Here is a 25559-nt window from a genome sequence, read left to right on the forward strand (position 1 = left end):
CACTTATTTGGATGTTTTGGAGTAGAGTGAATACGAGGAAAAGTTTTCGAACCACGCAGGCGCAGAGCGATCAGACGCTGGCTCCACCAATGGTTCGCCCCAGGCAGCTTTTGTATTTCGAGGAGTCACGACCACATCCGAGCGCAGTATCGGACAAAAGCGGCCATGCTCAAATAGACCGAAGTCGATTAAGTACGTGCGCCCTGGCAGCACATCGTTCACATACCAGGAATGCGCGTCCTCGCAGACGTAAATATCCCGGACAGAATGGGCATTTTGACCATCAAACAGCCGCTCTGTCACGTCGTACAAGCGCAGCCCTTTTTGAATCTGCCGGAAGTCTGCCTGTAGATACGATGCCACCATCCTCATCCTCGGCCATGTAATTTCCCAGTACACAAACAGCACGGTCGGACTTTGCGCCATCACCTTGACGATATCGCGTCCGTAAAAAGCTGGCAGTTGCCAATTTTCTTCTCGTCGGGATGCCAGCGATGACATCTGTCGATTCTCTGCCGATACACTCTCCACCTTCGCTCTGTCTTTTTGCAAACGATATTTCACCTGGCCTATGGTTAAGCCGCATTCTTGGGCAATTTGTGCGATGGATTTGGATTGTGCACGCAATTCAAGAATTTTTTCCAGCATCGTGATGCGCTCCTTTCCGCCAAGTTTCCCTTCCGCTATCCACTTGTCTGTCGTCTTTGTATATGTACAATGTCATCATAGCGAATGCCGCTAACAAAGACTGTCGAATGATGCATGCACATCCCTTCTTCTTTTGTCGATAAACAATCATATTTTCGTCATTGCCAAACAAAAGTCGAGAAAGCCGCTTTGGTAATCGCTTTCATCAGTCGAATGTTGCTCCGCTTTTCTCCCGCTGTTTTTCGCGTACTTTACATCTTACAAATGACAAAGGGCTTCCATACTTTGCTTTATGAAAAATTCATTACAAAACGGAACCGGGCGTGACCGTTTTGTCGATCGCAAACAGCGCGTCTCCCGCAAACTTCGCTGTCCGCTGAGCCAAACATAAAAAAACCCGCCATCTCAGCGGGTTTTGGGTGACGATTATCTGCGTTTGGTAATGCGCCCCGAGCTTCCTGCTTTTGTTCGCGGCGGTGATTTGCTTTTCGGCTTGGAAAAAATCGAGGAGCTCTTCGAGGAAACAGACGAGCCGTCGGAGGAGCGGGTAATTTTGCCTTTGCTTCCGCTAGAGGATGAGTCCTGCTTTTTAAACAGGTTGCCATCCTGACCGACTGAACTGTCACTTTTCTTTTTGCTGTCGCTGCGCTTGAAGATGCTGCCCGTTCCTTCTTTGGTAATCGGCGGGGCAACCTTTTTCTCCGCCTCGCTCGGGACGTGATAGCTGCCGGAGGGCTTGTAAATCTCTTTGCTTGAGTAGCCCCGGTAGCTGCCTTTGTAGCTTTTCTTGTGTCCATCGAACAAATCGTCGAGAACACTCGCCAAAATGTATCCTTGCAAAAAGGATGAATCGTAGTTTTCCCGAACGTACTCCTTCGTATCGACCTCAATCAGCGTATCGGACGGCTTCGCCTGATCTTGCTGCACATGATACAGCTCATCCGGATAGACGAGAAACATGTGTTGGTCGTCTTCTTTGGAAATCTCGTCCGGCTGCTTTTGGTCAGCAAGCTCCTGCGCTACTTCGGGCACCGTCTTGTTTTCGGCGCGATAAATGCGCGATGTCTGCCCTTTGTCCTTCGTGGAGACGGATTCAAGCGGGTAGCTCTCGCCAATTCCGGGGCTTCCGCAGCCAGCCAGCAAAAGCAGGAGCACCGCCGGAATCAGCAGGAGCTTGATCGATTTCATCCAACGGTTCGGCATGCTCACTCCTCCTTACGTTCCGCGAAGTACCTGGACATCCGCAGGTAAAACCGACTCTCCCTCGTACAGCATGAATCTGCCGTCCTGCCATTCGATCCGCAAAAGCTCGCGGCCGTCGGATTGGAACTGCCAGATGTACTGATCACCGGAAGCATGGAACGGAGCTTTTCCGACGACGAGCACTCTGCCGTTGTACTGTTCTTCCAGATGATAGGTCACATCGTCCATTTCGATTGTCGTAGGCACCTCATCTACGGAATCCAGTCTGCCGTCGATGACCGTGTACAGCTGGTAAACCGTTTTTTCGCGCTCTTCGATGTATAAATAGCGGATGGTCGTTCCATCCTGCAAAGTCAGCATCGTCGCATTGCGGCTCGCATTGGTCGACTTTCCCGTTACCTGGTAGGTGACGAGCGAAACTTCCACCACGTCGCCAGGCCCTACCGTCAAAATGCTCTTTTCCGGGGCAGGCGGTTCATGCTTGGCAAATATATTTTGAATGCGCTTGAACAAACTCATCTGGTCCTACTCCTTCCTTGCCCGGTTTAGACCAGTGCGCCCAGAATCAAGGCGCCGACCAGGTGGAATGACCCCGCCACCATGGCGTGTGCGACTTTTCCTTGCTGGGTTCCACGCTCCAGATCAAGTCCGGCAAAGCTTTTCAACAAAATTTCCGCGATTTTCTGCAACAAGAGCAAAATAATAAATGAGACCACAGATGCCAACAGGGCGTTCCACAATTCATTCGAGTTCATGATCGATTGCGATAAAATATAACCTTGCGCAAACAGCTTCATGACAAACCGGGTCGTCACGGCCACGTTCCCGTTTTTGATTTCAGCCATATCCTTGTACTTCGTAAAAAGCGTGTCAATCCACATCAATACAAACAGCAAAATACCGCCTGCTCCGGTCCACACGAGCATTCCGAGCAATTGTGTCCACGACACGTCTATCCCCCCGCAGCAACTAAGATAGTAGAAAGTGCGGCTTCGCCAGCTTTTTTCGTGGCGAAGCCTGTGCTTTCTCATTCAACCTTTCAAGGAAAAAGGGGCCCCGCCGAAGCGGTTTACCCCTCGTATTTTTTCATGAGCGCTGCCAGTTCGTCTTCCACCTGCTGGTCTTTGGAGAGTTTCGCGATTTCGTCGTCGAGCGAGCTTTGTTTTTTGTACAGCTCGCCGCTTGCTTCCGCTTCCGCCTCCATCTGCAACGCTTTTTCTTCCATCCGTTTCAGCCCTGCCATCGCAGAGTTGCTGTCGAATCCAGCCATCGTCTGGTTGATCGTTTTTTGCGCTTTGGCAGCATTGACGCGAGCCACGAGTGTTTCGCGCTTGTTTTTCAGATCGGTAATCTGTTTCTTCATTTCAGCCAGCTTGTCGCGCAGCCCGTCCGCAGCCAGCTTGTTTTTCTCGTAAGCCTCTTTGTACTCAGCCATTTTTTGCTCGGCGGCTTTCTTTTCTTCGAGAGCGCGGCGGGCCAGATCGATGTTTTTCGCCTGAGCGGCCACGTGCGCTTGCTCTTCGCGCTTTTTCACCAGCGCTTCCTGCTCTTCGTACAGCACCTTGAACTTTTTCTCCAGAGCGATTTGGGCAGCAACCGCTTTTTCCGCTTCACTCAAATCCTCTTGCATATCGCGCAAATATTGATCGGTCATTTTAATTGGATCTTCCGCTTTTTCAATCAAGGCATAAAGATTGGACATAGTCAGATCGCGAAGTCTTTTAAAAATGGACATGTGATTTCCTCCCTCAATACGTGCTGGGTAATTCGGCCCACATTTGCCGAACCCTCTATACATGTATCTACGTTACTTACGCAAGCAAGTTTCAAAATGATGTCTTTTTCTTCTATGCATTTTTTTCCGCCAAGGCTGGCATGCTGACTTTCGCCTTTTTGTCCGCTTCATCCCACTGCAAGTATGCGTCGAAGCGCTCTTTCCCTTTGACAAAGCCTTTGATCAGATTGGTCTTGCCTGTTTCCATCAGCTTTTTGGCCGCAGCCGGGGTGATTTTTTTCCCCATGATCGTCTTGGAAATAGTGACGGTACACTGGGACTTTTTATAGTTGGCGCACCCGTAAAACTCTCCCTTGTCTACGAGATCGCCGCCACACGCCCGGCAAGCAGCCACTTTCGAGCCGATGGAAAACTTGGACGCCTGCTTGGATGTGGGCAATGCTTCGACGTCGTACGCTTCCAGCTTCCATTCGCGGGACTGCTCGACGGCATCCTCGACGATCTTGTGCGAGAGCTTGCGCACCTGTTCCATGAAAACTTGCGCGGAAGCATCGCCTTGCCCGATTTCCTGAAGGCGCTGCTCCCATCTGGCTGTCATTTCCGGGGAAGCGAGAATCTTGTCGCCGATGACGTCGATGAGCAGCGTCCCTTTTTGCGTTGCGAACACCTGGTTTTTGCGGACTTCAATATACTTGCGTTCCTTGAGCATGTTGATGATCCCAGCTCTGGTCGCCTCTGTCCCCAAGCCTTCTGTCTTCATCAGCACCTTTTCCAGCTCCTGATTGTCGAGGTGCTTTCCGGCTGTCTTCATCAGCGTGATCAGTTGGCCTTCCGTGTAGCGTTTGGGCGGCTGGGTCTTGCTTTCTTTGGCTTCTACTTTGTGCACTTTTCCTGTCTCGCCTTTGGCAAGCGGCGGCAGCACAGCTTCCTTGTCATCCTTTTCCTCATCAAACAACACTTCGCGCCAGCCAGCCCTGATTTGCACCTTGCCTTTGCTGATGAAAACGGCGCGGCCGTCGACCAGCGTGTTCACCGTCGTATAGTCAAACAAGGCGCTTTCCTGATGCGCGGCAATGAGGCGTCTTGCCACCAGGTCGTAAATTTTTCGCTCCTCGTCGCTCAGCCTGGACACAGTCGGCACTTGCTCGGTTGGGATGATCGCATAGTGATCGGTCACCTTTTTTTGGTTGACGTACCGTTTGTCCGAGGCGATGGATGCTTTCGCCAAAGGAAAGTGTGGCTGGTACTCCGGCTGCTTCGACAGTTTGTTCAAAATGTCGGGAAACGTCTTCGCCTCCTCCTGGGTGACAAAAGACGAGTCGGAGCGCGGATAGGATAAAAGCCCCTTCACGTACAGCTTTTGCGCAATCTCCAACGTTTTTTGCGGCGAATACTTGAACATTTTATTCGCCGTCGCCTGTAACGAGGACAGATTGAACAAATAAGGCGGCAAAAATTCTTTGCGCTCGGTTTCCACCTCGCTAACCTCGCTTGGCTTGTCCCGGCAAAAAGCGGCAATCCGCTCTGCCAACTGCGGATCGAGGATGCGCGACTCCCCGTCTTCTTTGTGCCAGACGCCTTCGTAGCGCTTCTTGCCGATGGCAAACGTCGCCTTGACTTCCCAGAAAGGCTCCGGCTTGAACGCCGCGATTTCTTTTTCCCGCTTGACCACCAGTGCGAGCGTTGGCGTCTGAACCCGTCCCGCCGAAAACACGTCCTTGATCCCTCTTTGCTGCAACAACAACGTATAGACGCGCGATGCATTCATGCCTACCAGCCAATCCGCACAAGAGCGGCTGTACGCCTCGTGGTACAGATTGCGCGTCTCTGTCTCCTCAAGCAAGGCCGCGAAGCCTGCGGTTACGGCTTTCTCCGTCAGGGAGGAAATCCACAGCCGCTTCATCGGTTTGCGCACTTTGCACATCTCGACAATCGTGCGGACAATCAGCTCCCCTTCGCGCCCGGCGTCGCCCGCATGGATGATTTCGGTCACGTCTGAACGCTTCAACAGCTGTTTGATGATGCCAAACTGCTTCGCTTTTGACTTCATCACCTGGTGCTGAAACGATTGCGGCACTAAAGGCAGTGTGGCAAGCGACCACTTTTTCCACGCCGGGTTGTAGGCTTCCGGCGGCACCAGTTCACAAATATGCCCGACCGCCCAAGTAAAAAAGGCTCCTTTCGGAAACATCCGATTCGGGTGCACTTCAACGAAGCCTTGTTGTTTTCTATGGGCAAAAGGACTGGCAAGCTTCATGGCCTGGTCCGGTTTTTCTGCTATGACGACTTTCATGCATGCTCTTCTCCCTGTGTTCAATCTGTCTCTATTCTACTACATCGGGCCAAAGATTTTCCCTTTTGCCAGCACAGCCAGCTCGATTTTTTCAATCGCCTGGCAATAGACGCCTTCTGCATCGGCCAAAACAGGCGGTGTATCTGCTGCGGCGAATGCCAGTTGCCGCATGACGCCTTTGCTGCCTTCGTACCAGTCTATGTCCTTTGGCGCTTCGTGCTGTACCCGTTGCCATGCTTGGCGCAGCGCAGGAGAGTAGAGTCGCTTGGCGCCAGGCAAAAGCGCGCACCCGCGCACCGTTTTTTGATACGGCTTCCCTGGCACCGTCTCGCGCAAATCGTGGAACAGGTGCGGCCAAAAATCTTTGCGGGAGCCGGAATGTGGCTTCTGCTCTGCCCACTTCTCTACTCCCTCCCTGGTTTTCGTGTCGCGATACAAAAGGCTGTACAGTCGTTTGCCCAACTCGATCCGTTCAACCAGCGAGGCAAACTGAAGCACTTGATCACCGAGCAGCCGCAACGGAGCGTTTGACCGTCCCTCCGCTTCGTACGGAAACAAGATCAAGTTGAGCCGAAGCACTTCCTGCAAGGCAAAAGGCCACGTTTTGACCACGCTATGGTGGTACGTCGCATCCCCCATCATCTGCGTCTCCAAATAGTTTTGCTCGTTCACAATCAGCCCAATGGTGAGCAGCTTGCTGTCGCCTTTCTCCCAAAAGTGGTTCCAGAGCGCTTGCATGAAGCGGGAGACGCCGAATTGGGGCAGGAGGTGAAAAAGATTGGTCTGGCGCTTGACGCTCTCCTCATACAGTAATAATTGAGGGTAGGCATCTTGAAAAATAAGCCAGTTGCCCCGCTCCAAAAAAGAAAAGTAATCGTGCTGTTCTTTTTTGGAAAGCAGCCTGGGCAGCAGTTCGCCGCGCAAATCTGTCATGCTCCATCCGGCATTGCGCGAAACGAGATGCGCCAAAAGTGCCCAATGAACTTCGGGATGCCGGCGAAAAAAAGCCAAATAGGCGCTCGTCCTGTCCAGATTGTCGCCGTTGCTTTCCTTTGTTTTGTTGCGAATGTCCGTGACCGTGTCCTGGTCTTTTTTTATGAGGGGATCGGCAGCCTGACTCGCTCGCTTTCCTTTTCCAAGCTCGCGTGCAAGCGGCCACAGAGTCGCGTACGTTTGCCATGCCCAGCCCATCATTCGTCCCTCCCCTCTGGCAAAAGCATGTGTGATGGAGGTGTTTGTCATTGCTGCAAGTACGGCAAGAAATCAACCGCATTCAGTCTCTGCTCCTCAGCCAGCAAAAACAGGATGGCTCCTGGCGCTTTTGTCTGGAAAGCTCCCCGACGACTGACGCTCACATGATCATCCTATTGCGCACGCTCGGAATTGATGATGAGCGATTGATCGATGGACTTGCGACCCGCATTGCCGCTCTCCAGCAGGAAAATGGCGCCTGGAAGCTGTATCCGGACGAAGCGGAAGGGAATTTGTCGACGACGCTGGACTGTTACTACGCCCTGCTGTTCTCGCGCCGCTACCAAAAAAATGATCCTCGCCTGGTTCCCGCTCGCGAGTTCATTCGCGCCAAAGGCGGACTGACGGAAGCCAATTTGCTGACCAAATTTGCCGCTGCCCTGACCGGACAGTACAAGTGGCCCGCTCATTTTCTCGTGCCTGTAGAAATTGCCTTGCTGCCCCCTTCCTCGCCTGTCAGCTTTTACGATTTTGTCGGATATGCCCGCGTGCATCTCGCCCCGATGATGATTGTTGCCGACCGCAAGTTTGCCAAAGGAACGGCGGACACGCCCGATTTGTCTGATTTGTACGTGACGTCTCCGATCTCTCCCGGCCTTTATCCGCACCGCTTGCTGGATCGTTTTGCCCGTGGCGGCCAGCCTTTCCTTGCTTCGATCCACGAGCATGTCATGCGCCTGCCTTTGCTGCCCGGCTTGCTGCACGAGCTATCGCTGCGCAGACTGGAGCAGTTTATGTTGGCTCGCGTGGAAGCCGACGGAACGCTGTACAACTACTCCACCTCCACCTTTTTCATGGTCTTTGCCCTGCTTGCCCGCGGCTATTCTCCCCGCGATCCGCACATCGCGAAAGCGGTCGTCGGGCTGCGCGACAGCGTATGCGAAACGCCGGAAGGCTCTCACCTGCAACTGGCGACTTCCGCCGTCTGGGATACTTCCCTCCTGGCACACGCTCTCCAGCAAAGCGGCCTGTCCGCCAATCACCCTGCTATCGCGTCAGCCAACCGCTACTTGCTTGCGAAACAGCAGCATACGTACGGCGACTGGAAAATTCGCAATCCGGCAGGACACCCGGGAGGCTGGGGTTTTTCCGACTTCAACACGCTGAACCCCGACATCGACGATACGACAGCCGCTTTGCGGGCATTACGCGCCCAATCGCGGCTGGACAAAACGACAGCCGCCGCCTGGAAGCGCGGACTCGACTGGATTTTGTCCATGCAAAACGACGATGGCGGCTGGCCTGCCTTTGAGAAAAATACAGACTCCGCCCTGATCCGCAACTTGCCGATTGAGGGTTCAGATACGGTCAGCACTGATCCTTCCTCTGCTGATTTGACCGGAAGAACATTGGAGTTTCTCGGTCGATACGCCGGGTACAAGGAAAGCGACGCCCCTGTGCAAAAAGCCGTTCGCTGGCTGCTCACCCACCAGGAAGCGGACGGGTCGTGGTACGGTCGCTGGGGGATTGCCTATGTGTACGGAACATGGGCGGCGATTACCGGACTTGCCGCAGTCGGTGTAACCTCCACTCACCCCGCGGTCCAAAAGGCTGTCGCCTGGCTGCTCGGCACGCAAAACGCCGACGGGGGCTGGGGCGAATCATGCCACAGCGACGAGAAAAAAACATACGTCGCTCTCGGCGCAAGCACGCCTTCCCAAACAGCCTGGGCGCTCGATGCTCTCATCGCCGTCTCCCCTGAGCCTACGCCCCCGATTTTGCGAGGGATCGACTTTTTATCCCGGCAAAGTCAGGCGACGGGCTGGTCTGTCTCGTATCCGACAGGAGGCGGACGGCCTGGCGGCACGTATTTTGCCTATCACAGCTATCGCTTCATCTGGCCGTTGCTCGCTCTTGGCCACTTCGAGCACAAATATGGTTCATCCCGTTAGGCGAGGCTGTCATTGGCCTCGTCTTGTTGGTGCTGGTGGTGTCGTCGGTCGAATCGGTACCTCTTTGCTGTAGATGAGCGAGTCTTTTGGCGTGTCAAAAACCGATGTGCAACTGATCACGTCCGCATCTCCGATCAAAACAAGCGATGACTGCTGCACGCCCCCTACTTTGATGTCTCCAAGCGCAATCTTTTTATTGTGGACTTTCATGTTCATTCTGCTCGTTCTCCTTTTCCTTCATCGCACTTTTGTTCTATGCGGGATTTTGTATTGTATGCCTGCACTGCCCAGCGCGGACCGCGAACCCAAAAACAGGTATGAACACCCAGTGCCCTCCCACATACAATACAGAAAGGCTCTTTCGTAAAAAGGATGTGTCGAAGATGCCAGCCATTGTTGGGGTCATCAATGTAAACAGCATAAGCGGCGTCTTCAATGTCGGAGACGTCCGGAGAATTTCTCCTGTCAGCTACTCCAAAACCTTTGCAGGAGGAGGCTCGTTCAACTCTGGCACCAATCTTTCGTTCAAGATTCCGCGCAGCGTAGTCTACGTGAACGAAACGACCAGCAACGAACTTCCCATCTTCGTGGAGGATACGAGCGATTCTGCGGCAGAGGGACGGGATTTTCCATGAATTTTTTTATTCATCAAAACATCGTCATCCACAATTTGAAGATTGATGGCATAACCAACTCATCGGTTTGTCAAATCGGCAGTGCCGGCATCATCAAGCCGCTATCCCAGCTTTACAACACAGGCGGATTCACGGAGCCGGCCCCCGCAGCCGGACCGATGCCCGAGACTTCTTCGGCAGAATTTATTCCGCTTGTCCCATTGGTTGAGCCTTCACGCTGACCAGCTTTATGTTTGATGAAGAAGGATGATCGTCATGTACATCGGTTCCGAAGTGATGCAGTATTTGCAACAGTTACATGACTATATACAAACACAGAACAAAAAAATCGAGAAAATGAAGCAAATGATAGAAGAATTGCAGCAAGATATCAAAGACTTGAAAGAGAAACAGGTTCCTTCTGTAATCAAAAACGAGTACAAGTTTGATCTGTTGAAGGTGGAACGGCTAGAAGGAACGCTCAATATCGGTCTCAACCCGAAAGGCAACGATTCGGGAATCGGCGAGCTTTCCATCAATCAGACGATGAATGTGCCGTCTGGCGAGCAAAAAAACTCGCCGCTGTTTGACCGCGTGCAAAAAGAAATATACCGCTACCTGGAGTCGGACGCCTATCACGTGCTGGAACGAATCGAAGAAGAGTGCGGATACCCGCTCAATGACGACTACCGGGCTTTTATATTGGACGATATCAAAAAGCAAATTGATCAGCGCATCCGCTATTACGTCAATCAGCTTCCCGCCGATGACCTGGAGCCGGAACAAATCGACGCCTTGGTGCCAAAAATAGTCCAGAAGGTCAAGCGGGATATCGAAAAAACGTGTGAGAGCTTCGTCAAAAATCTGCCTCGCGAGGTGAACGAACCCTGATATGATCTACCAGGTGATAAATGGTGCCGTCTGCGTCGGCAAGCTTTCGATTGATGCCTTGTCATCCTCTGCATCCTTGTTCATTGGAGATACAACAACGGTCAAACTGCTGTCCATTTATGAAACTCCGCCAGAATCGATGATCATTGGAGCGGTCCCGGTTGATACCGCGCTCACTCCGCCATAAGGAGGCGACAGCTGTTGTACCGAAGAACAAGCCACGTCAAAAAGTTGAGCAGCATCTCCATCGATTCTTCCTCTGTTTTGCAACTTGGCGATTCCAGGCAGGTGCATACCCAGGCCAATATTTTGGCGATTCAACGGGAAAAAGCGATTTTTTTCAAAAATGAACTGCCTTTTGCCGATTACGATGTGTTCAGCGTTCCGTTAGCAGCTCCTTGCCCCGAGGAGCCGATATGCATCGATACGTTTCACGACTGCACACATCTGCGCGTGCGAAAAGTCGACGTGCCGTTCGCTGCGGCATCTTCCGTGATCCATATCGGTTCCACCGAATGCCTGACCCTGGAAACACGCGTGAAAAATATCCGGCATTTGCTTCGCGACGAACCAAAGCCGAAGAGAGGGGATTAACCAGTGCCTTCCGTGGTGGGAGCTGTCAATATCAACAGCAACTCGGGAACTGTCAACTTCGGGGATACCTTGAACATCTCCCCGAAAAGCGCGACGAAAACTTTTTCCGGCTCTGGGGGCGGCAATACGGGCAATGTCGTCAATACGATCAACGGCGCCAATGCAACCAATACGCTTGATCCGAGCATTGTCGATCAGCCGCTGGTAGGGAATATATGAACGAACAGTGTTAATGGCTTTCATTAGCACTGTTTTTGCCCGCAGGCGGACATGCCTCCTTTTCGCCTCGGGAAACCGCAAAAAAGAGGAGGTACGTGAAGTCCTCCCCTACAGCTTCGCCTTGAATGTCGTTTTTCGCTCCCGATAGTCCGCATCACGGTGCAAAATGATTTCCAGCAAGCCATCCTGGTACTGTGCTTTCATTCCTTTTGCGACCACCGGAGCTGGCAGCTCGATATTCCGTTGAAAAGAGCCGTAGCTCCTCTCTGTTTTCACGCACGCGCCGTTGTAATTCGGCTCTTTGACTTCCCCTTTGATTTCGAGCAGCTTTTGCTCGACCAGTGCCAACTCCAGGCTGTCGCGCGCGAAGCCCGGCAATTCGCAGCAGACGATTACCGCTTGCTCCGACAAGAACACATCCGTGACAGGATAATCAGTCGTTTCTTCCTCCTGCACGACCCGCACTGGCTTGCCTTTGGGCTGTTTCGCGCTCTTTTGGCTGGTCTGCACGACCTTCGTCGTCTTCGTGGTAGAGGTCGTTGTCTGATTCGGCGTTTGTTTGCTGAGTGCCGCTACATTTTCCCAAAAACTCGCGTCCATGATTTGATTCATCTGGCGCAAAGCACCCCACGGATGCTCTTTGTCCAGATTTAATTTTCCCAGGCTTTGCGAAGCCTTTTGCAACTGCTTCAACGTCTCTTGCCAATTTTTCAAGGACGTGGCCTCCTTCCCGCAAGCTGACATACGCCCGTTTTTGGCAGTATATGTGGCTCGCTTTGGGAAGGGTGCACAAAAATCATTATGTCTGCCCATTGTCACTGACATCTGGCGCGGGTGCTGGCGGCGCGATAATGTCAGGAGGCGGCATGTCGCTCGGGTACGTCTCGCCGGACTGCCCGTTTCCTCCATCCGGTACGGGAGTTGGCTCTGGCGTCGTTTCCGGTTTTGCTGCCGGAGTTGTCGGTTTCTCCGATTTTGGCTTCGCTTCTTTGGTTGGGGATGAAGTGGACGGCTTTGTCGTCGTCGGCCTTGTCTCTGTTTTCATCTCGATCTTGGCAACTTCCGCAACCGACGCGTTGCTCAGTTGGTTCGTTGATTCGGCTACGCCCAGTTCCTTTTGCAGCGTACTGCGGACCGCCTGCATGTTCTCCCGCGGCCACAAGGAATACGGCGAGCTCCAGATCGCCCCGTTTTCCAGCGAGACGATATTATCCGAAGAAATCGTGCCGAAATCCATGGCCATGCCTTTGATTTGATCCTTCGACAAATCTGTTTTAATATGCTGTCCAACCGTTTCCATCACCGATGTCAGACGGGTAACTCCGTCCATCGAGATCATTTTGTCCGCTACTGCGCGAATCACTTGCTGTTGACGGCGGTTGCGGTCAAAGTCGCTCGAATTGTAAGCACTGCCGCGCCTGTCGATCCGGTGTCTGACAAAGCCCAAAGCCTGTTCGCCATTCAGCACCTGGGTTCCCTTTTTCAAATTTCGGTAGACGCCTTGCTTGGGAAGCTCATAGACGAGATCGCGATCCACATCTACCTTGACGCCGCCAAGCTTGTCAACCGCTGCCGTAAAGCCCTCGAAGTCGAGCTGGACGTAATGGCCGACAGAGATTCCAAACATATGCTCCAGCGTTTTCTTGAGCATCGTCATGCCGTTTTCCGTCACAGGTTTGCCTTTGCTTTCTGCCAGCTTTTTCTGACCTTCGCCAAGTGCAAAAACTTCATTGATCTTGTGATAACCTGGGTATCCGGGAATCTCGACCCGCGTGTCGCGCGGCAAGGATACCATCGTCACTTTTTTCGTCACAGGATTCGCGACCGCGACAACCAGCACGTCTGTGTTCAGCATCCCGATGTTTTTCCGCGTGTCCACCCCGACAATGACGAACGCAATCGATTTCTTATCCTCATACGGCTGCTCGACGACGGGCTGATCGGGAAGCTTGTACGGATCTTCCGTCACGACTTCCAGTGTCTGGTCGACCTTGTTGAGCGCGTATCCCGCCCCGACCGCCAGCAAGCAGAGAAACAGGCACGCAGCCAAGAGCAGATACATCCGCTTGCTTCGCTGTCCGCGTTTTTTGCGTGTACGCGGCTGTTTCACAGGGGCCCTTTGTTTTTCGTTCTTGGCCTGCACGCAGGTTCACTCCTTTTCACATGCATGGTGTCACAATTCTATTCATTTTTTTATTATTCTGGAAAAGCATGTCCTATTTTACCACATTCTGCTGTCAGATTGTAGCTGATGCCCGAGGGATCGCACCTGTTTTGTCGTTTTAGCGGCGAGTCCTTGCACTCCTTAAACGAAACAGGTAGTCTAAAACTATTGGGAAAACCGGAAAAAGAAAAGATCGGGGGACTGGAGAGTGGAACACGTACAGGTGCTGATCGCAGGCGGCGGCATCGCGGGGTTGTCTGCCGCTATTTGGTGCCAACGATTGGGGTTGTCTTGTTTGCTGGTAGAAAAAACAGATCGGCTCGGCGGCCAGTTGCATCAAATCCACAATGAAATTTGGGATTTTCCTCCGCGTGTGTATGCGCAAGGGGCTTCTTTGCTGGAAGATTTGTCCCGGCATCCTTCCGTGCAAAAACTGGCTGTCCGCTTTGAAGAAGAACTGGTAGCCATCGATCGGGTCGCCAAAACCGTGACGACTTCCAAAGCGCTCTATCGCGTAGACTATTTGCTCGTTGCCACTGGTGTTGCCCCTAACCAAATTCCGGCTCTGGACGGCTGCCCCCGCGTCTTGCCACCCTCCTTCTCCACGACGGCGGAGGCTACGTCGGTAGCTGGACTGGACTTGGCTGTGATTGGCGGCGGAGATCGCGCTGTCGAGAGTGCCGTGAACCTCACCAAGCATGCTCGCCACGTCACCTTGCTGATCCGCAGCAACCATCTGCGTGCCCGACCCGATTGGCTGCGCAAAATGGCCGCACTCCCCAATTTGACCGTTCTGTGGGAGACGGAAGTGAGCGGCTTTTTGCACCGCGAAGACCGGCTATGGTTGACATTGGCTTCGCGGCGGCCGGAAAATCCGCAACAATTGCTGGTCGACTTGATTTTGCCGCGCATTGGAGTCCATGGCAATTGCGCCGGGTTGGATGGATTGACCATGTTTGGAGACGGCTATTTGAAGACAGACGATTTTCAACGATCCGACGATGCGTGGATATACGGCTTGGGTGACGTCACCAACGGCGCTGCCTATGCCAGCCTGTCACTGGCTGTCGGGCAGGCTATGAAAGCCGTCAAGCATATTTCCATGCACGGCCGCTCGTCTACTCCGTTTTGAGCTTAGAAAGGAGCGCTGTTCTTGTACGTTTTTTCAGATGATTTCGGTTTGCCTGTGCAGCTTACCTTCGATCCGGACGAGTATCGCTCTCACCCGGCTGGACACGTGCTCATCGTTCCCTTTTATCAAGGCAAGCTGCTGTTTACCCGCCATCGCAGCCGCGGTGTGGAGCTGCCCGGCGGAAAAGTCGAGCCTGGCGAAAGCAGTCTGGCGGCCGCCGTACGGGAAGTGTATGAAGAGACAGGTGCTGTCCTCGAAGGCATTGAGCGTATCGGGCAGTACACGCTGAGCGGCGGGCAACGAAAAGATATTTACATCGCAAAAGTGCTTACATACGAAAAGAACCCTCCCGGTGCTGACGTCCAGGAGACGGTCATGTTCGCGGATATTCCCCGGGACATCAAGAACGACGAGCAGTTTAGCCGGATTTTGCGCGACGACGTGTATCCGTTGACATTGGAGCGCGCCCTGCGGCATCCGTTTGCGGCCCACTCCGGCCAGTGAGCAAGCTTTTCCTTCAAGCGTCAGGCGAGCAAAAAACAGGCGTTCCTTACCGCAAGCCCTCCCTTTCTGGTGAGAGACTGCGGCAGGACTGCCTGTTTTAATTTTTTTCTTTTTCCTTTTTCCCGGACAACAGGCGTGCAAACAGATCGTTCACATCAAGGCCGTACTTTTTGAGCGCATTCGCACGCCGCTTTTCCTGCTCGGTCTCCGGTTCGATTCCGAGCACCTCGGAGATTTGCCGCCATGCTTTCGTCTCTTGCTCTTTGGCAGCATCCTGCTCCGTGCTCTGCCCGGTCTGCTCAGCTTGCTTGGGCTTCAACAGGAAAATCGCCACTACCCCGAACACGAGCGACAGACCGGCGATGGAAAAGAACATGACGTTTCGCGAAATCCCGAGCAGCCACGTAAACACGGGCGGCCCGACCGCTACCCCCATAAACCGCACGCCGCTGTACAGAGATGTAATCATCCCCCGCTCGGCTTTCTGCACCGCTCCGACAATCATCGAATTGAGGCACGGCAAGATCATTCCCGTCCCGATGCTCCCAATGATGAGAATCCCGATCAGCACATAGGCGCCTTTGACAAAGCTGGCCAGTATATACGATGCCGACAGCAAAAACATCCCGATGATCACAAACAGGCGCATGAGGCCGAGCTTTTTGCGAATAATGACTCCCGTCAAGTAGGCAGCAATACTCATGACCAAAAGCGGGATCGCCAAAAATCCGCCTTTGATGACACCGTCGATCTTGTACTTTTCTTCCAGCAGATCGGACAGGTAGAACAGCACGCCGAACAGCGTGAACAAACAAATGCTGCCGATAAAAAACGCGGGGATCAGCCATTTTCCGTGCTGCTTGAACACTTCTCCGATCCTGTGCAAATATTGCTTGATGACAAGCGGCTTGCGTTCTTGCTTCTTTTCTTTTGTCAAAAACAGAAACAGTACAAGAACCGCCCCGCAAATAATCGGAAACGCGAGGAAGACCATGTACCAGGAAATCAAGGCGAGCAAGGAGCCAAAAATCGGACTCAACACTTTGCCCAATCCGTTCGAAGTCTCCATCAAGCCGAGCGCTTTGCTCTCCGAAGCTCCCTCAAACAGATCGCCCACCAGTGCCATGGCAATCGGCGCCGTCCCTGCTGCCCCAATCCCCTGCAAAACCCGTCCTCCCATGATCAGCATGTACGGCTGATCCAGCCACATCGCCGCGAGTCCTGCCAACAGCCCCCCTACCCCGTACAGAGCCAGCGAAAACAAAATGACGATCTTCCGGCCAAAACGGTCAGACAAGTATCCTGCCAGCGGAATCACAATCCCCGCGGCAATCGAAAAGGCTGTAATGAGCAGACTGGTTTGCAGGGAGGTCAGGTGCATTTTGTTTTTCATCGTGGGCAAGACGGGAATGAGCATCGAGTTGCCCAACACCATCACCAGCGGGATTCCCGTCAGCCCTATCAGGTTTTTCGCATTTTGTGCCATACGAAACTCCTCATCTCACGCATAGACGCTGCCATCCCAGCGCATCGCGTTGATAATTTCCCAGTTCGGTGCAAGTCCGATTCCCGGTCCATCCGGGATGGTCACTTCGCCGTTGACTGGATAAAGGGGAAAGAGAGCTGTGAACGGATTTTCCATCACATCCCACTCGATCGGCTCAATCGGCTCGCTGTCCATTTTGCTCCAGGCGGGAAGACAAGCTTGCGCAAACAGCGTATACAATCGCGCCAAGCCGCCGTCAAAAGTATGGGGCGATACCCGGTAGCCAAACTGCCGCGCTGCTTGCAGCATGATCCGGTAGCTCTCGATTCCTTCCGTATGCAATACGTCCGGCTGCGCGATGTCAATCGCTCCCTGCCTGAACAAAGCCAAATAGTGCGTGCAGCGAATCAAATTTTCGCCCCCCGCAAGCGGAATCGGCAGAGCGGCCCGCAGCTTGGCGTATTCGTCGACATGCTCCATCGGCATCGGCTCTTCCAGCCACATCCAGTTGGCATAGCGATTCAAAAGCCGCGTCCACTGTCTCGTCGTTGCCAAGTCGTAGCTTTGATTGGCGTCAAGCGCTACCTGAATCTCCTCTGGCAGCATATCCATCATCCGGGCAATGTGTCGCTGATCTTCCTGAACCGAGCGTCCGCCGATTTTTACTTTGACTTTGGAAAAGCCCGCTTCTGTCGCCGCTGCCACTTGGCTGAGCGAATGCTCGATCCAGTCTTCACGCTCGGAGTAAGACTGAAAAGAGGCGTAAACAGGGATGGTGCGATGAATCGCCCCGCCCCATAGCTGACAGACAGACATGTTCGCCGCTTTGGCGGCAATCTCGCTCAAAGCCATGCTGACGCCTGAAGCCGATCGCTGATGCCATTTGCTGATCACATCCGCGATCATCAGTCGGCCAGAAGCGTCCTTGCCTAGCAAAAACGGGATGATCCGTTCCCGAAACCCTCTGTCCAATGTCGGCAACCAATCGACGATTTCCCCCCACCCATCGATGCCAGCTCGTGTGATGATGCGGACGAGAAACGTGCTGCGATAGCGCTTGTACCCATTGGCGTCACCGTATGCTTGCGGCAAGCGATACAGGAGTGGATAAGTTTCGACGCGCTCGATCAGGAAACGCCGATCAAACGAGGTCATCGCGTCCCTCGCGCTGCTCGATTTGCTCTTCGTACTCGTCGTAGGAAAGGAAATTCCCTTTTCCTTCGCCTTTTCGCATGTAATCCTCGTATGTTTCGCTGCGCATGAAGTGAACACTGTCCGGCCCGTGGTAGCCGTCCATGTCGGTGTAGCCGATTTCTTCTACCGCTTCGACATACCCGTCCGGCTCGTCGCTTTCGATGTACATCTCGCCATAATCGGCTTTGTCGCCTTCCTGGAAGGAGAACGGGGTGCTGGACGTGCCCCACGACTCGACGATTTGCCAGGCGTCTTCTCCATCAAAGCCGTTCTGCCCCTCTTTTTCATCGAGCGATGTGCGACCAAAAGGCGGCTGCAAAAACTCTTCCTCGATCGGTCGGGACTCGTTCACATGCGGGGCAGGAGCGTGTTCCTTGCACGTTTGCGCCTGGGGCAATGCTTCCAGCCTCTCGTGCGGAATGGGCTCGCCACAGACCGTGCAGAGGCCGTATGTCCCTTCTTCCATCCGGGTCAGCGCCTGGTCGATTTCTTTCAGCGTCTCCCGGTCAAGGCTGTCGAGAGCCAAATCTTTTTCGCGTTCAAACATTTCACTGCCTATATCTGCCGGATGGTTATCGTACATGGAAAATTCCTGCAAGGAGGTAGTCATCGGTTCTCGCATGCCGTAGTGATCTTGCACGCGATCTTCGAGTTCTTTTTTCTGCTCCAGCAGTTTTTCCCTGAAGCTGGCCAGCATTCTGTGATCCAAATCGGGCACCACCTTTGTTTGGTTTCCTCAACAGGTAGTATGGCTCAGCAGTTGGGAAATAACCATCGCATGCAAGCACAAAAAACCTGCCACCCCGATTGGAATGGCAGGTTTGAAATCATTACGATTCGCTTACATGTGCGTAGTGTTGTTCCACGATGTCTGCGCAGCGCACGCAGAGCGATGGATGCGCTTCGCGTGTACCCACGTCTTGCTTCACGACGCGGCAACGCTCGCATTTTTCACCGTCAGCCGCCGAGACGACAACTGCGATGCCTTCGAGTTGTGCTGCCTCTGCCGGAACTGCTTCGCCCTGGGCGTGCAGATCGACGTGAGCGACGATGAACAGGTCAGCCAGATCGTCCATGGCAGCCAATGCTTTCGCTGCTTCTTCCGTTTGCGGATACAGCGCCAGCTTGGCATCCACGGAATTTCCGAATACTTTGTTGCGGCGCGCTTCTTCCATGGCTTTGAGCACTTCATCGCGTACAGCGAGGAAAGCGTCCCACTTGCTTTCTGCCTCTGCGGAGAAGCTCAGGTGCTGCTCGTCGCCTTCCGGCATGTCTGTCAGCTGCACGCTTTGTTCGGACACTCCCGGAATGAACGCCCACACTTCGTCAGCGGTATGCGGCAAGAGCGGCGCTACCAGCTTCACCAGGCTGAGCAGGCAATCGTACATGACGGTTTGTGCTGCGCGGCGTTTTACACTGTCAGGTGCTTCTACATACAGACGGTCTTTGCAGATGTCCAGGTAGAAAGCAGACAAGTCGATGACGCAGAAGTTGTGCACCGCATGGAAAACGGTGTGGAACTGGTATTCGTCGTATGCCTTGCGGGAACGCTTCACGACTTTCGCCGCTTTTGCCAGCACATAACGGTCCAGCTCGCCTAGCTGCTCATAAGCTACGCGGTCTTTTGCCGGGTCGAATCCGTCCAGGTTGCCGAGCAGGAAGCGGAACGTGTTGCGGATTTTGCGGTACACTTCGGCAATCTGATTCAGGATCGCGTCAGAAATGCGCACGTCTGCCTGATAATCAACAGAGGCTACCCACAGGCGCAAAATATCGGCGCCCAGCTTGTCGATTACTTGTTGCGGCACTACTGTGTTGCCAAGCGACTTGGACATTTTGCGGCCTTCCCCGTCGAGAGCAAAACCGTGGCTCAGGACAGCCTTGTACGGAGCCGTGCCATAAACCGCAACTCCCGTAGACAGAGAGGAGTTGAACCAGCCGCGGTACTGGTCGGAACCTTCCAGGTACATGTCAGCCGGCCAAGCGATGCCGCGCTCGCGCAGAACAGCCTGGTGGGAAGAGCCGGAGTCGAACCATACGTCCATGATGTCTGTCTCTTTGCGGAAATCTTTGCAGTCGCATTTGCTGCAAGCAAGACCTTCCGGAACCAGCTCGTTTGCTTCGCGGGCAAACCAGGCAGAAGAACCTTCTTTGCGGAACAACTCGGCGATATGGTTGATCGTCGCGTCGTTGATGATTGGCTCATTGCAAGATTTGCAGTAGAAAATCGGGATCGGAACACCCCATACGCGTTGACGGGAAATGCACCAGTCGCCACGATCTGCAATCATGTTCGCCAGGCGGGTTTCTCCCCAATGCGGAATCCACTTCACGTTTTTGATCGCTTCCAGCATTTGTGCGCGGAAGCCGTCGATGGAAGCAAACCATTGTTCTGTCGCACGGTAGATAACCGGCTTTTTCGTGCGCCAGTCATGCGGGTAGGAGTGCGTGAAGAAGCTCAGCTTTAAGAGCGCTCCATTTTCTTTCAGCTTTTCGGTGATGACCTTGTTCGCATCCTCGTAGAAAAGACCTTCGAAACCCGGTGCTTCACTGGTCATTTTTCCTTCGTGGTCGACCGGGCAGAGTACACCCAGATTATATTTTTGTCCGACGGCAAAGTCGTCTTCCCCGTGTCCAGGAGCGGTATGCACGCAACCCGTACCTGCATCGAGCGTCACGTGTTCTCCGAGGATCAATGGGGATGTGCGGTCGTAGATCGGGTGCTTGGTCAATACGCCTTCCAGCTCTTGACCTTTGAAGCTGGCGACAATTTCCACGCCTTCCCAGCCGATTTCCTTGCTTGCCGCCTCGATCAGTCCGTTGGCAACGAGGAATTTGCGGCCGTCTGCTTTTACGACGTTGTACTCCAGTTCAGGATGGAGCGAGATCGCCAGGTTGGCCGGGATCGTCCAAGGTGTCGTCGTCCAGATGACAACGCCTGTCTCTGTATCCAGCTTGCCTTTGCCATCTGCTACCTGGAAGCTGACGTAAATGGACGGAGAACGCTTGTCCTTGTACTCGATTTCAGCATCCGCCAGTGCGGTCTCAGAAGACGGGGACCAGTATACACAACGCAGCCCTTTGTAGATGTAGCCTTTTTTCGCCATCTCGCCAAAAACGCGAATTTGGTTGGCTTCATACTCAGGGAGAAGCGTCACATACGGATTTTCCCAATCGCCGCGAACACCCAGACGCTTGAACTGGTCGCGCTGCTTGTCAATGTAAGACCAGGCATACTCTTCGCAACGCTTGCGGAAGTCGTTTACCTCGATGCTGCGGCGATCCAGACCTTGTGCGTTGACAATCGCCTGCTCGATCGGCAATCCATGCGTATCCCAGCCCGGAATATACGGCGCGTAGAAGCCGGCCATGGACTTGTAGCGAACGATGAAGTCTTTGAGAATTTTGTTCAGTGCGTGCCCGATATGAATATCTCCGTTGGCATACGGAGGTCCGTCATGCAGAACGAACGAAGGACGGCCTTCGGTACGCGCAAGCACTTGTTGGTAAATGTTTTGCTCTTCCCATTTCTCCTGCATTTGCGGCTCACGGCTTGGCAAGTTTCCGCGCATCGGGAAATCGGTTTTTGGTAGCGATAAGGTTTTGCTGTAGTCCATAGCCTGATTCACTCCTAGAAAATAAATAAAAGCCTTCTCCCATCCCCAAAAAGGGACGAGAGAAAGCTCCCGTGTTACCACCCTGATTGAACCAAATCGCTGCTCATACAAAGCAGGCGTGATTGATTCCACTCGTTCATTCGTAACGGGAATGACTCGCTCACTTACTCGCCGATGCCGTCGCAAACTCGCGGCATAAGCTTTCGGATATTGAACTCCCGGGTGATTTTCGGCGGGGCAACTGGTCGGGTTTTCACCTGGTCCCGACTCTCTTTGGCAGTGCTGTTCCGCGTACTCTTCCCGTTCATCGTCTCATGTTTATATGGGCTGATTTTTTTGACAAAGTTGTTTTACATTATAGTACCAATATCGGCACATCGTCAATGTTTTATTCAACAGCGACCGCAGAATCAGCCTGCTCGATATCATCCCAGGCGCCCTGCTCCAGCATTTCCAGCTGTGCTTCCAAAAGAGTGCGGAAGCGCATGCGGTACACGGACGCGCGTTTTTTCAATTCTTCGATTTCGATGGCAATCTTCCGGGATTTGGCCAACGCTTCGTTGACAATCCGATCCGCGTTTTTCTCTGCTTCCTTCAAAATCAGCTGTGCTTCCTTGCGGGCATTGGACTTGACGTCCTCCGCTGTCTCCTGGGCGACCAGAATCGATTTGCTCAAGTTTTCTTCCAAGCTCTTATAATGGTCCACACGCTCATTGAGAATAGCGATTCGTTCTTCCAGTTCCTTTTTCTCTTTAATGAGAAGTTCGAAGTCCTTGATCACCTGATCGAGAAATTCGTTTACTTCGTCGACGTTGTACCCGCGAAAGCCTGTGCTAAATTCTTTATTGTGTATATCCAATGGCGTTAATGGCACATGAACCCCCCACTTTTCCCGATAATTCGTACTTATGGTTTCGACAGAATCGGCTTTGTTTCCTGCCTTATTTTACATTTTTTTGCGGCCTGCTTCATTTTATGTAACCAGTCCGACAATCATGCGAAGTCTTCCACTGCGGGTTGTTCCTGTTACCTCGATGATTTTGAACCGTCCGAAGCCGGCAAGTGACACCATGTCGCCTTCTGCAAGCTGAGTCGACGGATCTTCGGTCACTTTCCAGTTGACCTTGACTTTGCCTGCGCGAATCGGGACCAGTGCTTTTGCCCGGGACATGTTGTGCACTTCTCCGATCACCGCATCCATTCGCGGCGAAGGAACGGTAATTGTCTTTTCGACCAGGCGGGCAGCAGGCGGCGTGAACGACTCCCACGCCACGCGTTCAACCTGCACGGAAGTACGGTGAATCTGCGTGACTTGCAGGCAAACGAAGTCAACCACTTCCTCCGCCGCAATGACATAGCAAGTCCCGGCGTCCGTCAGCATGTCGCCGAATTTTTCCCGCTTCATCCCGGCACTCAGGACAGCTCCCATCACATCGCGATGCTCCAGCGTGTGAAAGCGTTGATCTGCCTGAATCGCCAAAAGGGCGAGGCGGTAGTCGTCCTGCTCGACCTCCATGTACTCCGGGTGGATGATCACACGCACGCGTTCCGCGCCTTCATAGCCTCCGCTGGCGGATATTTTCACATCGCGAACTTGCGAGCACAAGCTTTTTAAAATCAGCAATTGTCTGGGGTCCACAAAATCAGTAAGGCGCATGGCCTGCTTCCGCTCTACCAGCGTCAGCATTTCCAGCGCCCGTTCCGCAAAGGGACGTTCTTCTTTTGCAAAATGATCAAACACGCTCATCCGTTATCCACACACCTTACGCCAGCTTTGCCAAGATGCTAACCAGCCCGAAATAGGCAAAACGCAAAGCGATCAAAGCGACGATCGGAGAAATATCGATAAAACCGAGCGTCGGGATAAAACGGCGAAACGGAGCAAGATAAGGCTCTACCAGCCTCTCCAGTAATTGCCCGATGCCTGTCGCTCTCATCTGCGGCACCCATGACATCAAGATGTAGGCGATAATCATGTATTGGTACACAACGAAAGCATAATCTAGAATGGTCAACAAGTAATTCATTCGCTCACCCTTTTTAATCGTGGTAGGTCCGTTACTCTTCCAGTACGCTGGAGATCGTTCCTTGAATGTCTACATGGTCAGGCGTGCATACAAAAATCGTATCGCCAACCTTTTGAATGTCGCCATTCAGCGCGTAGACGGTTCCGCTCAAAAAGTCGATAATTCGCTTCGCCTGATCTTTTTCCACACGATGCAGATTGACTACAACGGGTCTGCGATGACGGAGATTATCGGCAATGTCTTGCGCATCGCTATAATGACGGGGTTCGCAGAGAATCAAACGGATTCCCTCCTTTTCCCGCGCCTGGAACGGCACCACGTTATTCGCCCTGCTGACAGGCTGATGCTTTTTATTGCTGGAATCGTATTCATCCCGTTCCTCTTCGACTGTGGTTTCTTCGATGTATTCCTCGTTTTCCAAACCCAGAAACCCCATCAGCTTGTTCATTACACCCATATACTGCCTCCTCTCCTGCTCGTTGTCGTGTCTGACGGTTCTTTTCCCTATTCCGGCTTGACCAAAACAGAGCCCAGACGAATATATGTAGCTCCCTCTTCAATCGCCACTTCAAAATCACTGGACATGCCCATCGACAATTCTTCGATATGAGCATGGGGGAATGCGCACTCATTAATTCGTGCCTTCCACTCGTAGAGGCCGCGAAATACTTGTCTCGCTTCCTCCTGGTCATCGACAACAGGCGCCATCGTCATCAATCCGACGATCTTTATATGTTTCATATTACTGGTTTCACGCAAAAAAGCCAATACATCGTTGGGACTAAGCCCAAATTTTGTCTCTTCACCGGATATATTGACTTGCAAAAAGCAATTTACGACCTGATCAATCGCCTCGGCGCGTCGATTCAGCTCTTGTGCGAGCGAAAGGCGATCCAGCGAGTGGATGTACGGGAAACGCCCGACGACCTCTTTGGCCTTATTGGTTTGCAAATGTCCGATAAAATGCCACGTGCCGCGCTCCTTGTGCAACTCGTATTTGGGCAGGGCGTCCTGCACGCGATTTTCCCCGATATGCTCGATTCCGACATCCAGCAAATCACCGATTGCCTGCTCATCGACGTATTTCGTTACGGCAATGATTTTGACGTCCTCGCGCTTGCGGTTTGCTCTGTCGCACGCCGCCTGAATCCGCGCTTCGATCGCTTCCATTCTTGCTTTCAACAATTCCTGTTCCTTGATTCCCACGACTTTTTATCTCCCTTCTGTCTCTTTCCATCCGATGTAAGAAGCCATTCGCCCTGTCGTCCCGGCCGTTCCGGCTTCTTTTCGATGCGAGAAGAACAAGTCTGTACGGCAGCTTGTACACCAGTCTGTTACGAGCAAATGCTGCTTGGCAATCCCCGCTTCCAGCAAAATCTCCGTGTTCAGCTGGCGAAGATCCAGCATGTACTTCTCTGCTGCGGCAGAAGCCGTTACCGCGGTCTCCCAGTTTTGCGCGCTCGTCCGCACTTGCGTCATGATCCGTTCATCCACTTCGTAGCAGCAGCCCCCGATGGACGGCCCGATGGCTACGCGAATGTCCGCTGGCTGCGCCCCGCAATGCGTTTGCAGCGACTTGACCATTTCCTCGGCAATACGTCCCACTGTGCCCTTCCAGCCTGCGTGAGCCAGACCAATCGCCCCTGTTGCCGGGTCCAGAAAAAAGAGCGGTACGCAATCAGCGTAAAACGAGGTGAGCAAAACGCCCTTTTCCCGGGTAAACAAGCCGTCTGTGGCGGCAATGACATCGTCCAGACTCTCCTTGCCCGCTCCGCCAGCACTCACCTGGCAAACGCGGTTGCCGTGAACCTGATCCGCGCACGTCCAAGCATCAAAAGGCATCCCGACCTGCTCGGCCAGCTTTTTCCGATTTGCGACAACGCGGCTTGCCTCGTCTCCCACATGCAAGCCCATATTAAACGAGCCGTACGGTTGTTCACTTTCCCCGCCAAGGCGAACGGTAAACCCCGCCACCAGGCCCGGAAAATGCTTTTCCCAATCCGTCAGCGTCAACACAGATTTATCCTCTTCCAAGCCAAACGGTTCTCTCATCCTGTCACCTTCCTCATATGGCTTATCATACCATAGCCGAAAA

29 protein-coding genes and 1 other annotated feature are annotated in these 25559 nt (G+C 53.1%); of the genes, 9 read left to right on the forward strand and 20 right to left on the reverse strand.

Going from position 1 to position 25559, the window contains the following annotated elements; all coding sequences use genetic code 11:
* Nucleotides 1-3 precede the first annotated feature (3 nt).
* The 7 genes from NST23_RS17390 to NST23_RS17420 form a co-directional block, all read right to left on the reverse strand.
* On the reverse strand, nt 4-648 hold the full coding sequence (locus NST23_RS17390) for a DUF4912 domain-containing protein (protein WP_122965037.1): 645 nt from the start codon (nt 646-648) through the stop codon (nt 4-6).
* Nucleotides 649-1074: 426 nt separating this feature from the next.
* Nucleotides 1075-1851: a DUF4247 domain-containing protein gene (locus NST23_RS17395; RefSeq protein WP_122965035.1), complete on the reverse strand. Its 777-nt coding sequence runs from the start codon at nt 1849-1851 to the stop codon at nt 1075-1077.
* A gap of 12 nt (nt 1852-1863) precedes the next feature.
* Nucleotides 1864-2370, reverse strand: a complete 507-nt coding sequence (locus NST23_RS17400; RefSeq protein ID WP_217021508.1) for a DUF4178 domain-containing protein — start codon at nt 2368-2370, stop codon at nt 1864-1866.
* A gap of 26 nt (nt 2371-2396) precedes the next feature.
* Complete coding sequence (locus tag NST23_RS17405; RefSeq protein WP_063230428.1) at nt 2397-2801, reverse strand: DUF350 domain-containing protein; 405 nt, start codon at nt 2799-2801, stop codon at nt 2397-2399.
* 119 nt (nt 2802-2920) lie between these two features.
* Nucleotides 2921-3586: a PspA/IM30 family protein gene (locus tag NST23_RS17410; protein ID WP_122965034.1), complete on the reverse strand. Its 666-nt coding sequence runs from the start codon at nt 3584-3586 to the stop codon at nt 2921-2923.
* A 112-nt stretch (nt 3587-3698) separates the two neighbouring features.
* Nucleotides 3699-5879, reverse strand: a complete 2181-nt coding sequence (locus tag NST23_RS17415; protein ID WP_122965033.1) for a DNA topoisomerase III — start codon at nt 5877-5879, stop codon at nt 3699-3701.
* 39 nt (nt 5880-5918) lie between these two features.
* Complete coding sequence (locus NST23_RS17420; protein ID WP_340964163.1) at nt 5919-7073, reverse strand: DUF2515 domain-containing protein; 1155 nt, start codon at nt 7071-7073, stop codon at nt 5919-5921.
* A gap of 47 nt (nt 7074-7120) precedes the next feature.
* On the opposite strand from NST23_RS17420, the gene shc reads away from it, so the two are divergent.
* Nucleotides 7121-9022: a squalene--hopene cyclase gene (shc, locus tag NST23_RS17425; RefSeq protein ID WP_340964165.1), complete on the forward strand. Its 1902-nt coding sequence runs from the start codon at nt 7121-7123 to the stop codon at nt 9020-9022.
* Between the two features lie 9 nt (nt 9023-9031).
* Here shc and NST23_RS17430 read toward each other — a convergent pair whose 3' ends face one another.
* Nucleotides 9032-9238 carry a hypothetical protein gene (locus tag NST23_RS17430; protein ID WP_122965031.1) on the reverse strand — a complete coding sequence of 69 codons (207 nt, stop codon included), beginning with the start codon at nt 9236-9238 and terminating at the stop codon, nt 9032-9034.
* Between the two features lie 167 nt (nt 9239-9405).
* Between NST23_RS17430 and NST23_RS17435 the strand changes: the two genes are divergently transcribed.
* The 6 genes from NST23_RS17435 to NST23_RS17460 are packed head-to-tail and all read left to right on the forward strand — an operon-like array spanning nt 9406 to nt 11340.
* Nucleotides 9406-9657 (forward strand): spore germination protein, encoded by a 252-nt coding sequence (locus NST23_RS17435; RefSeq protein WP_063230422.1) that lies wholly within the window; start codon nt 9406-9408, stop codon nt 9655-9657.
* Nucleotides 9654-9878: a spore germination protein GerPB gene (locus NST23_RS17440; protein WP_063230421.1), complete on the forward strand. Its 225-nt coding sequence runs from the start codon at nt 9654-9656 to the stop codon at nt 9876-9878. Before NST23_RS17435 ends, NST23_RS17440 begins: the two co-directional genes overlap by 4 nt.
* Before the next feature lie 34 nt (nt 9879-9912).
* Nucleotides 9913-10527, forward strand: a complete 615-nt coding sequence (locus NST23_RS17445) for a spore germination protein GerPC (protein ID WP_122965030.1) — start codon at nt 9913-9915, stop codon at nt 10525-10527.
* A 1-nt stretch (nt 10528) separates the two neighbouring features.
* Nucleotides 10529-10714: a spore gernimation protein gene (locus tag NST23_RS17450; RefSeq protein WP_122965029.1), complete on the forward strand. Its 186-nt coding sequence runs from the start codon at nt 10529-10531 to the stop codon at nt 10712-10714.
* A 14-nt stretch (nt 10715-10728) separates the two neighbouring features.
* The gene (locus NST23_RS17455; protein WP_122965028.1) at nt 10729-11121 is read left to right on the forward strand and encodes a spore germination protein GerPE; all 393 of its coding nucleotides are present in this window, start codon (nt 10729-10731) and stop codon (nt 11119-11121) included.
* Between the two features lie 3 nt (nt 11122-11124).
* Nucleotides 11125-11340 carry a spore germination protein gene (locus NST23_RS17460; protein ID WP_063230417.1) on the forward strand — a complete coding sequence of 72 codons (216 nt, stop codon included), beginning with the start codon at nt 11125-11127 and terminating at the stop codon, nt 11338-11340.
* 108 nt (nt 11341-11448) lie between these two features.
* On the opposite strand, the gene NST23_RS17465 is transcribed toward NST23_RS17460, so the two are convergent.
* A complete protein-coding gene (locus tag NST23_RS17465; protein ID WP_122965027.1) occupies nt 11449-12054 on the reverse strand; it encodes an Hsp20/alpha crystallin family protein in 606 nt (201 codons plus the stop codon).
* 85 nt (nt 12055-12139) lie between these two features.
* Nucleotides 12140-13483, reverse strand: a complete 1344-nt coding sequence (locus NST23_RS17470; protein ID WP_340964168.1) for an LCP family glycopolymer transferase — start codon at nt 13481-13483, stop codon at nt 12140-12142.
* Nucleotides 13484-13712: 229 nt separating this feature from the next.
* On the opposite strand from NST23_RS17470, the gene NST23_RS17475 reads away from it, so the two are divergent.
* Together NST23_RS17475 and NST23_RS17480 are read left to right on the forward strand one after the other, a co-directional pair.
* Nucleotides 13713-14636, forward strand: coding sequence for an NAD(P)/FAD-dependent oxidoreductase (locus tag NST23_RS17475; RefSeq protein WP_173597045.1), 924 nt, complete (start codon nt 13713-13715; stop codon nt 14634-14636).
* Nucleotides 14637-14657: 21 nt separating this feature from the next.
* On the forward strand, nt 14658-15140 hold the full coding sequence (locus NST23_RS17480; protein WP_173597044.1) for an NUDIX domain-containing protein: 483 nt from the start codon (nt 14658-14660) through the stop codon (nt 15138-15140).
* A gap of 97 nt (nt 15141-15237) precedes the next feature.
* On the opposite strand, the gene NST23_RS17485 is transcribed toward NST23_RS17480, so the two are convergent.
* From NST23_RS17485 to pgeF, 10 genes are all read right to left on the reverse strand, one after another.
* Nucleotides 15238-16626, reverse strand: coding sequence for an MFS transporter (locus NST23_RS17485; RefSeq protein WP_173599283.1), 1389 nt, complete (start codon nt 16624-16626; stop codon nt 15238-15240).
* Between the two features lie 15 nt (nt 16627-16641).
* Nucleotides 16642-17781 carry a mandelate racemase/muconate lactonizing enzyme family protein gene (locus tag NST23_RS17490; RefSeq protein ID WP_217021536.1) on the reverse strand — a complete coding sequence of 380 codons (1140 nt, stop codon included), beginning with the start codon at nt 17779-17781 and terminating at the stop codon, nt 16642-16644.
* Nucleotides 17768-18529 carry a TraR/DksA C4-type zinc finger protein gene (locus NST23_RS17495; protein ID WP_174769208.1) on the reverse strand — a complete coding sequence of 254 codons (762 nt, stop codon included), beginning with the start codon at nt 18527-18529 and terminating at the stop codon, nt 17768-17770. Before NST23_RS17495 ends, NST23_RS17490 begins: the two co-directional genes overlap by 14 nt.
* Before the next feature lie 121 nt (nt 18530-18650).
* Nucleotides 18651-21437 (reverse strand): isoleucine--tRNA ligase, encoded by a 2787-nt coding sequence (gene ileS / locus NST23_RS17500; RefSeq protein ID WP_217021543.1) that lies wholly within the window; start codon nt 21435-21437, stop codon nt 18651-18653.
* A 48-nt stretch (nt 21438-21485) separates the two neighbouring features.
* Nucleotides 21486-21754, reverse strand: a binding site (T-box leader).
* 71 nt (nt 21755-21825) lie between these two features.
* The gene (locus NST23_RS17505) at nt 21826-22311 is read right to left on the reverse strand and encodes a DivIVA domain-containing protein (RefSeq protein WP_122965019.1); all 486 of its coding nucleotides are present in this window, start codon (nt 22309-22311) and stop codon (nt 21826-21828) included.
* A 99-nt stretch (nt 22312-22410) separates the two neighbouring features.
* The gene (locus NST23_RS17510) at nt 22411-23184 is read right to left on the reverse strand and encodes a YlmH family RNA-binding protein (protein WP_173599286.1); all 774 of its coding nucleotides are present in this window, start codon (nt 23182-23184) and stop codon (nt 22411-22413) included.
* Nucleotides 23185-23200: 16 nt separating this feature from the next.
* Nucleotides 23201-23464: a YggT family protein gene (locus NST23_RS17515; protein ID WP_217021544.1), complete on the reverse strand. Its 264-nt coding sequence runs from the start codon at nt 23462-23464 to the stop codon at nt 23201-23203.
* A 31-nt stretch (nt 23465-23495) separates the two neighbouring features.
* The gene (locus NST23_RS17520; RefSeq protein ID WP_063230405.1) at nt 23496-23921 is read right to left on the reverse strand and encodes a cell division protein SepF; all 426 of its coding nucleotides are present in this window, start codon (nt 23919-23921) and stop codon (nt 23496-23498) included.
* A gap of 47 nt (nt 23922-23968) precedes the next feature.
* Complete coding sequence (locus NST23_RS17525) at nt 23969-24634, reverse strand: YggS family pyridoxal phosphate-dependent enzyme (RefSeq protein WP_173597069.1); 666 nt, start codon at nt 24632-24634, stop codon at nt 23969-23971.
* A 42-nt stretch (nt 24635-24676) separates the two neighbouring features.
* A complete protein-coding gene (pgeF, locus tag NST23_RS17530; RefSeq protein ID WP_122965015.1) occupies nt 24677-25516 on the reverse strand; it encodes a peptidoglycan editing factor PgeF in 840 nt (279 codons plus the stop codon).
* Between the last annotated feature and the right edge of the window lie 43 nt (nt 25517-25559).

It is taken from the genome of Brevibacillus sp. FSL K6-0770 (genome assembly GCF_038000275.1).
Classification (GTDB): Bacteria; Bacillota; Bacilli; order Brevibacillales; family Brevibacillaceae; genus Brevibacillus; species Brevibacillus parabrevis.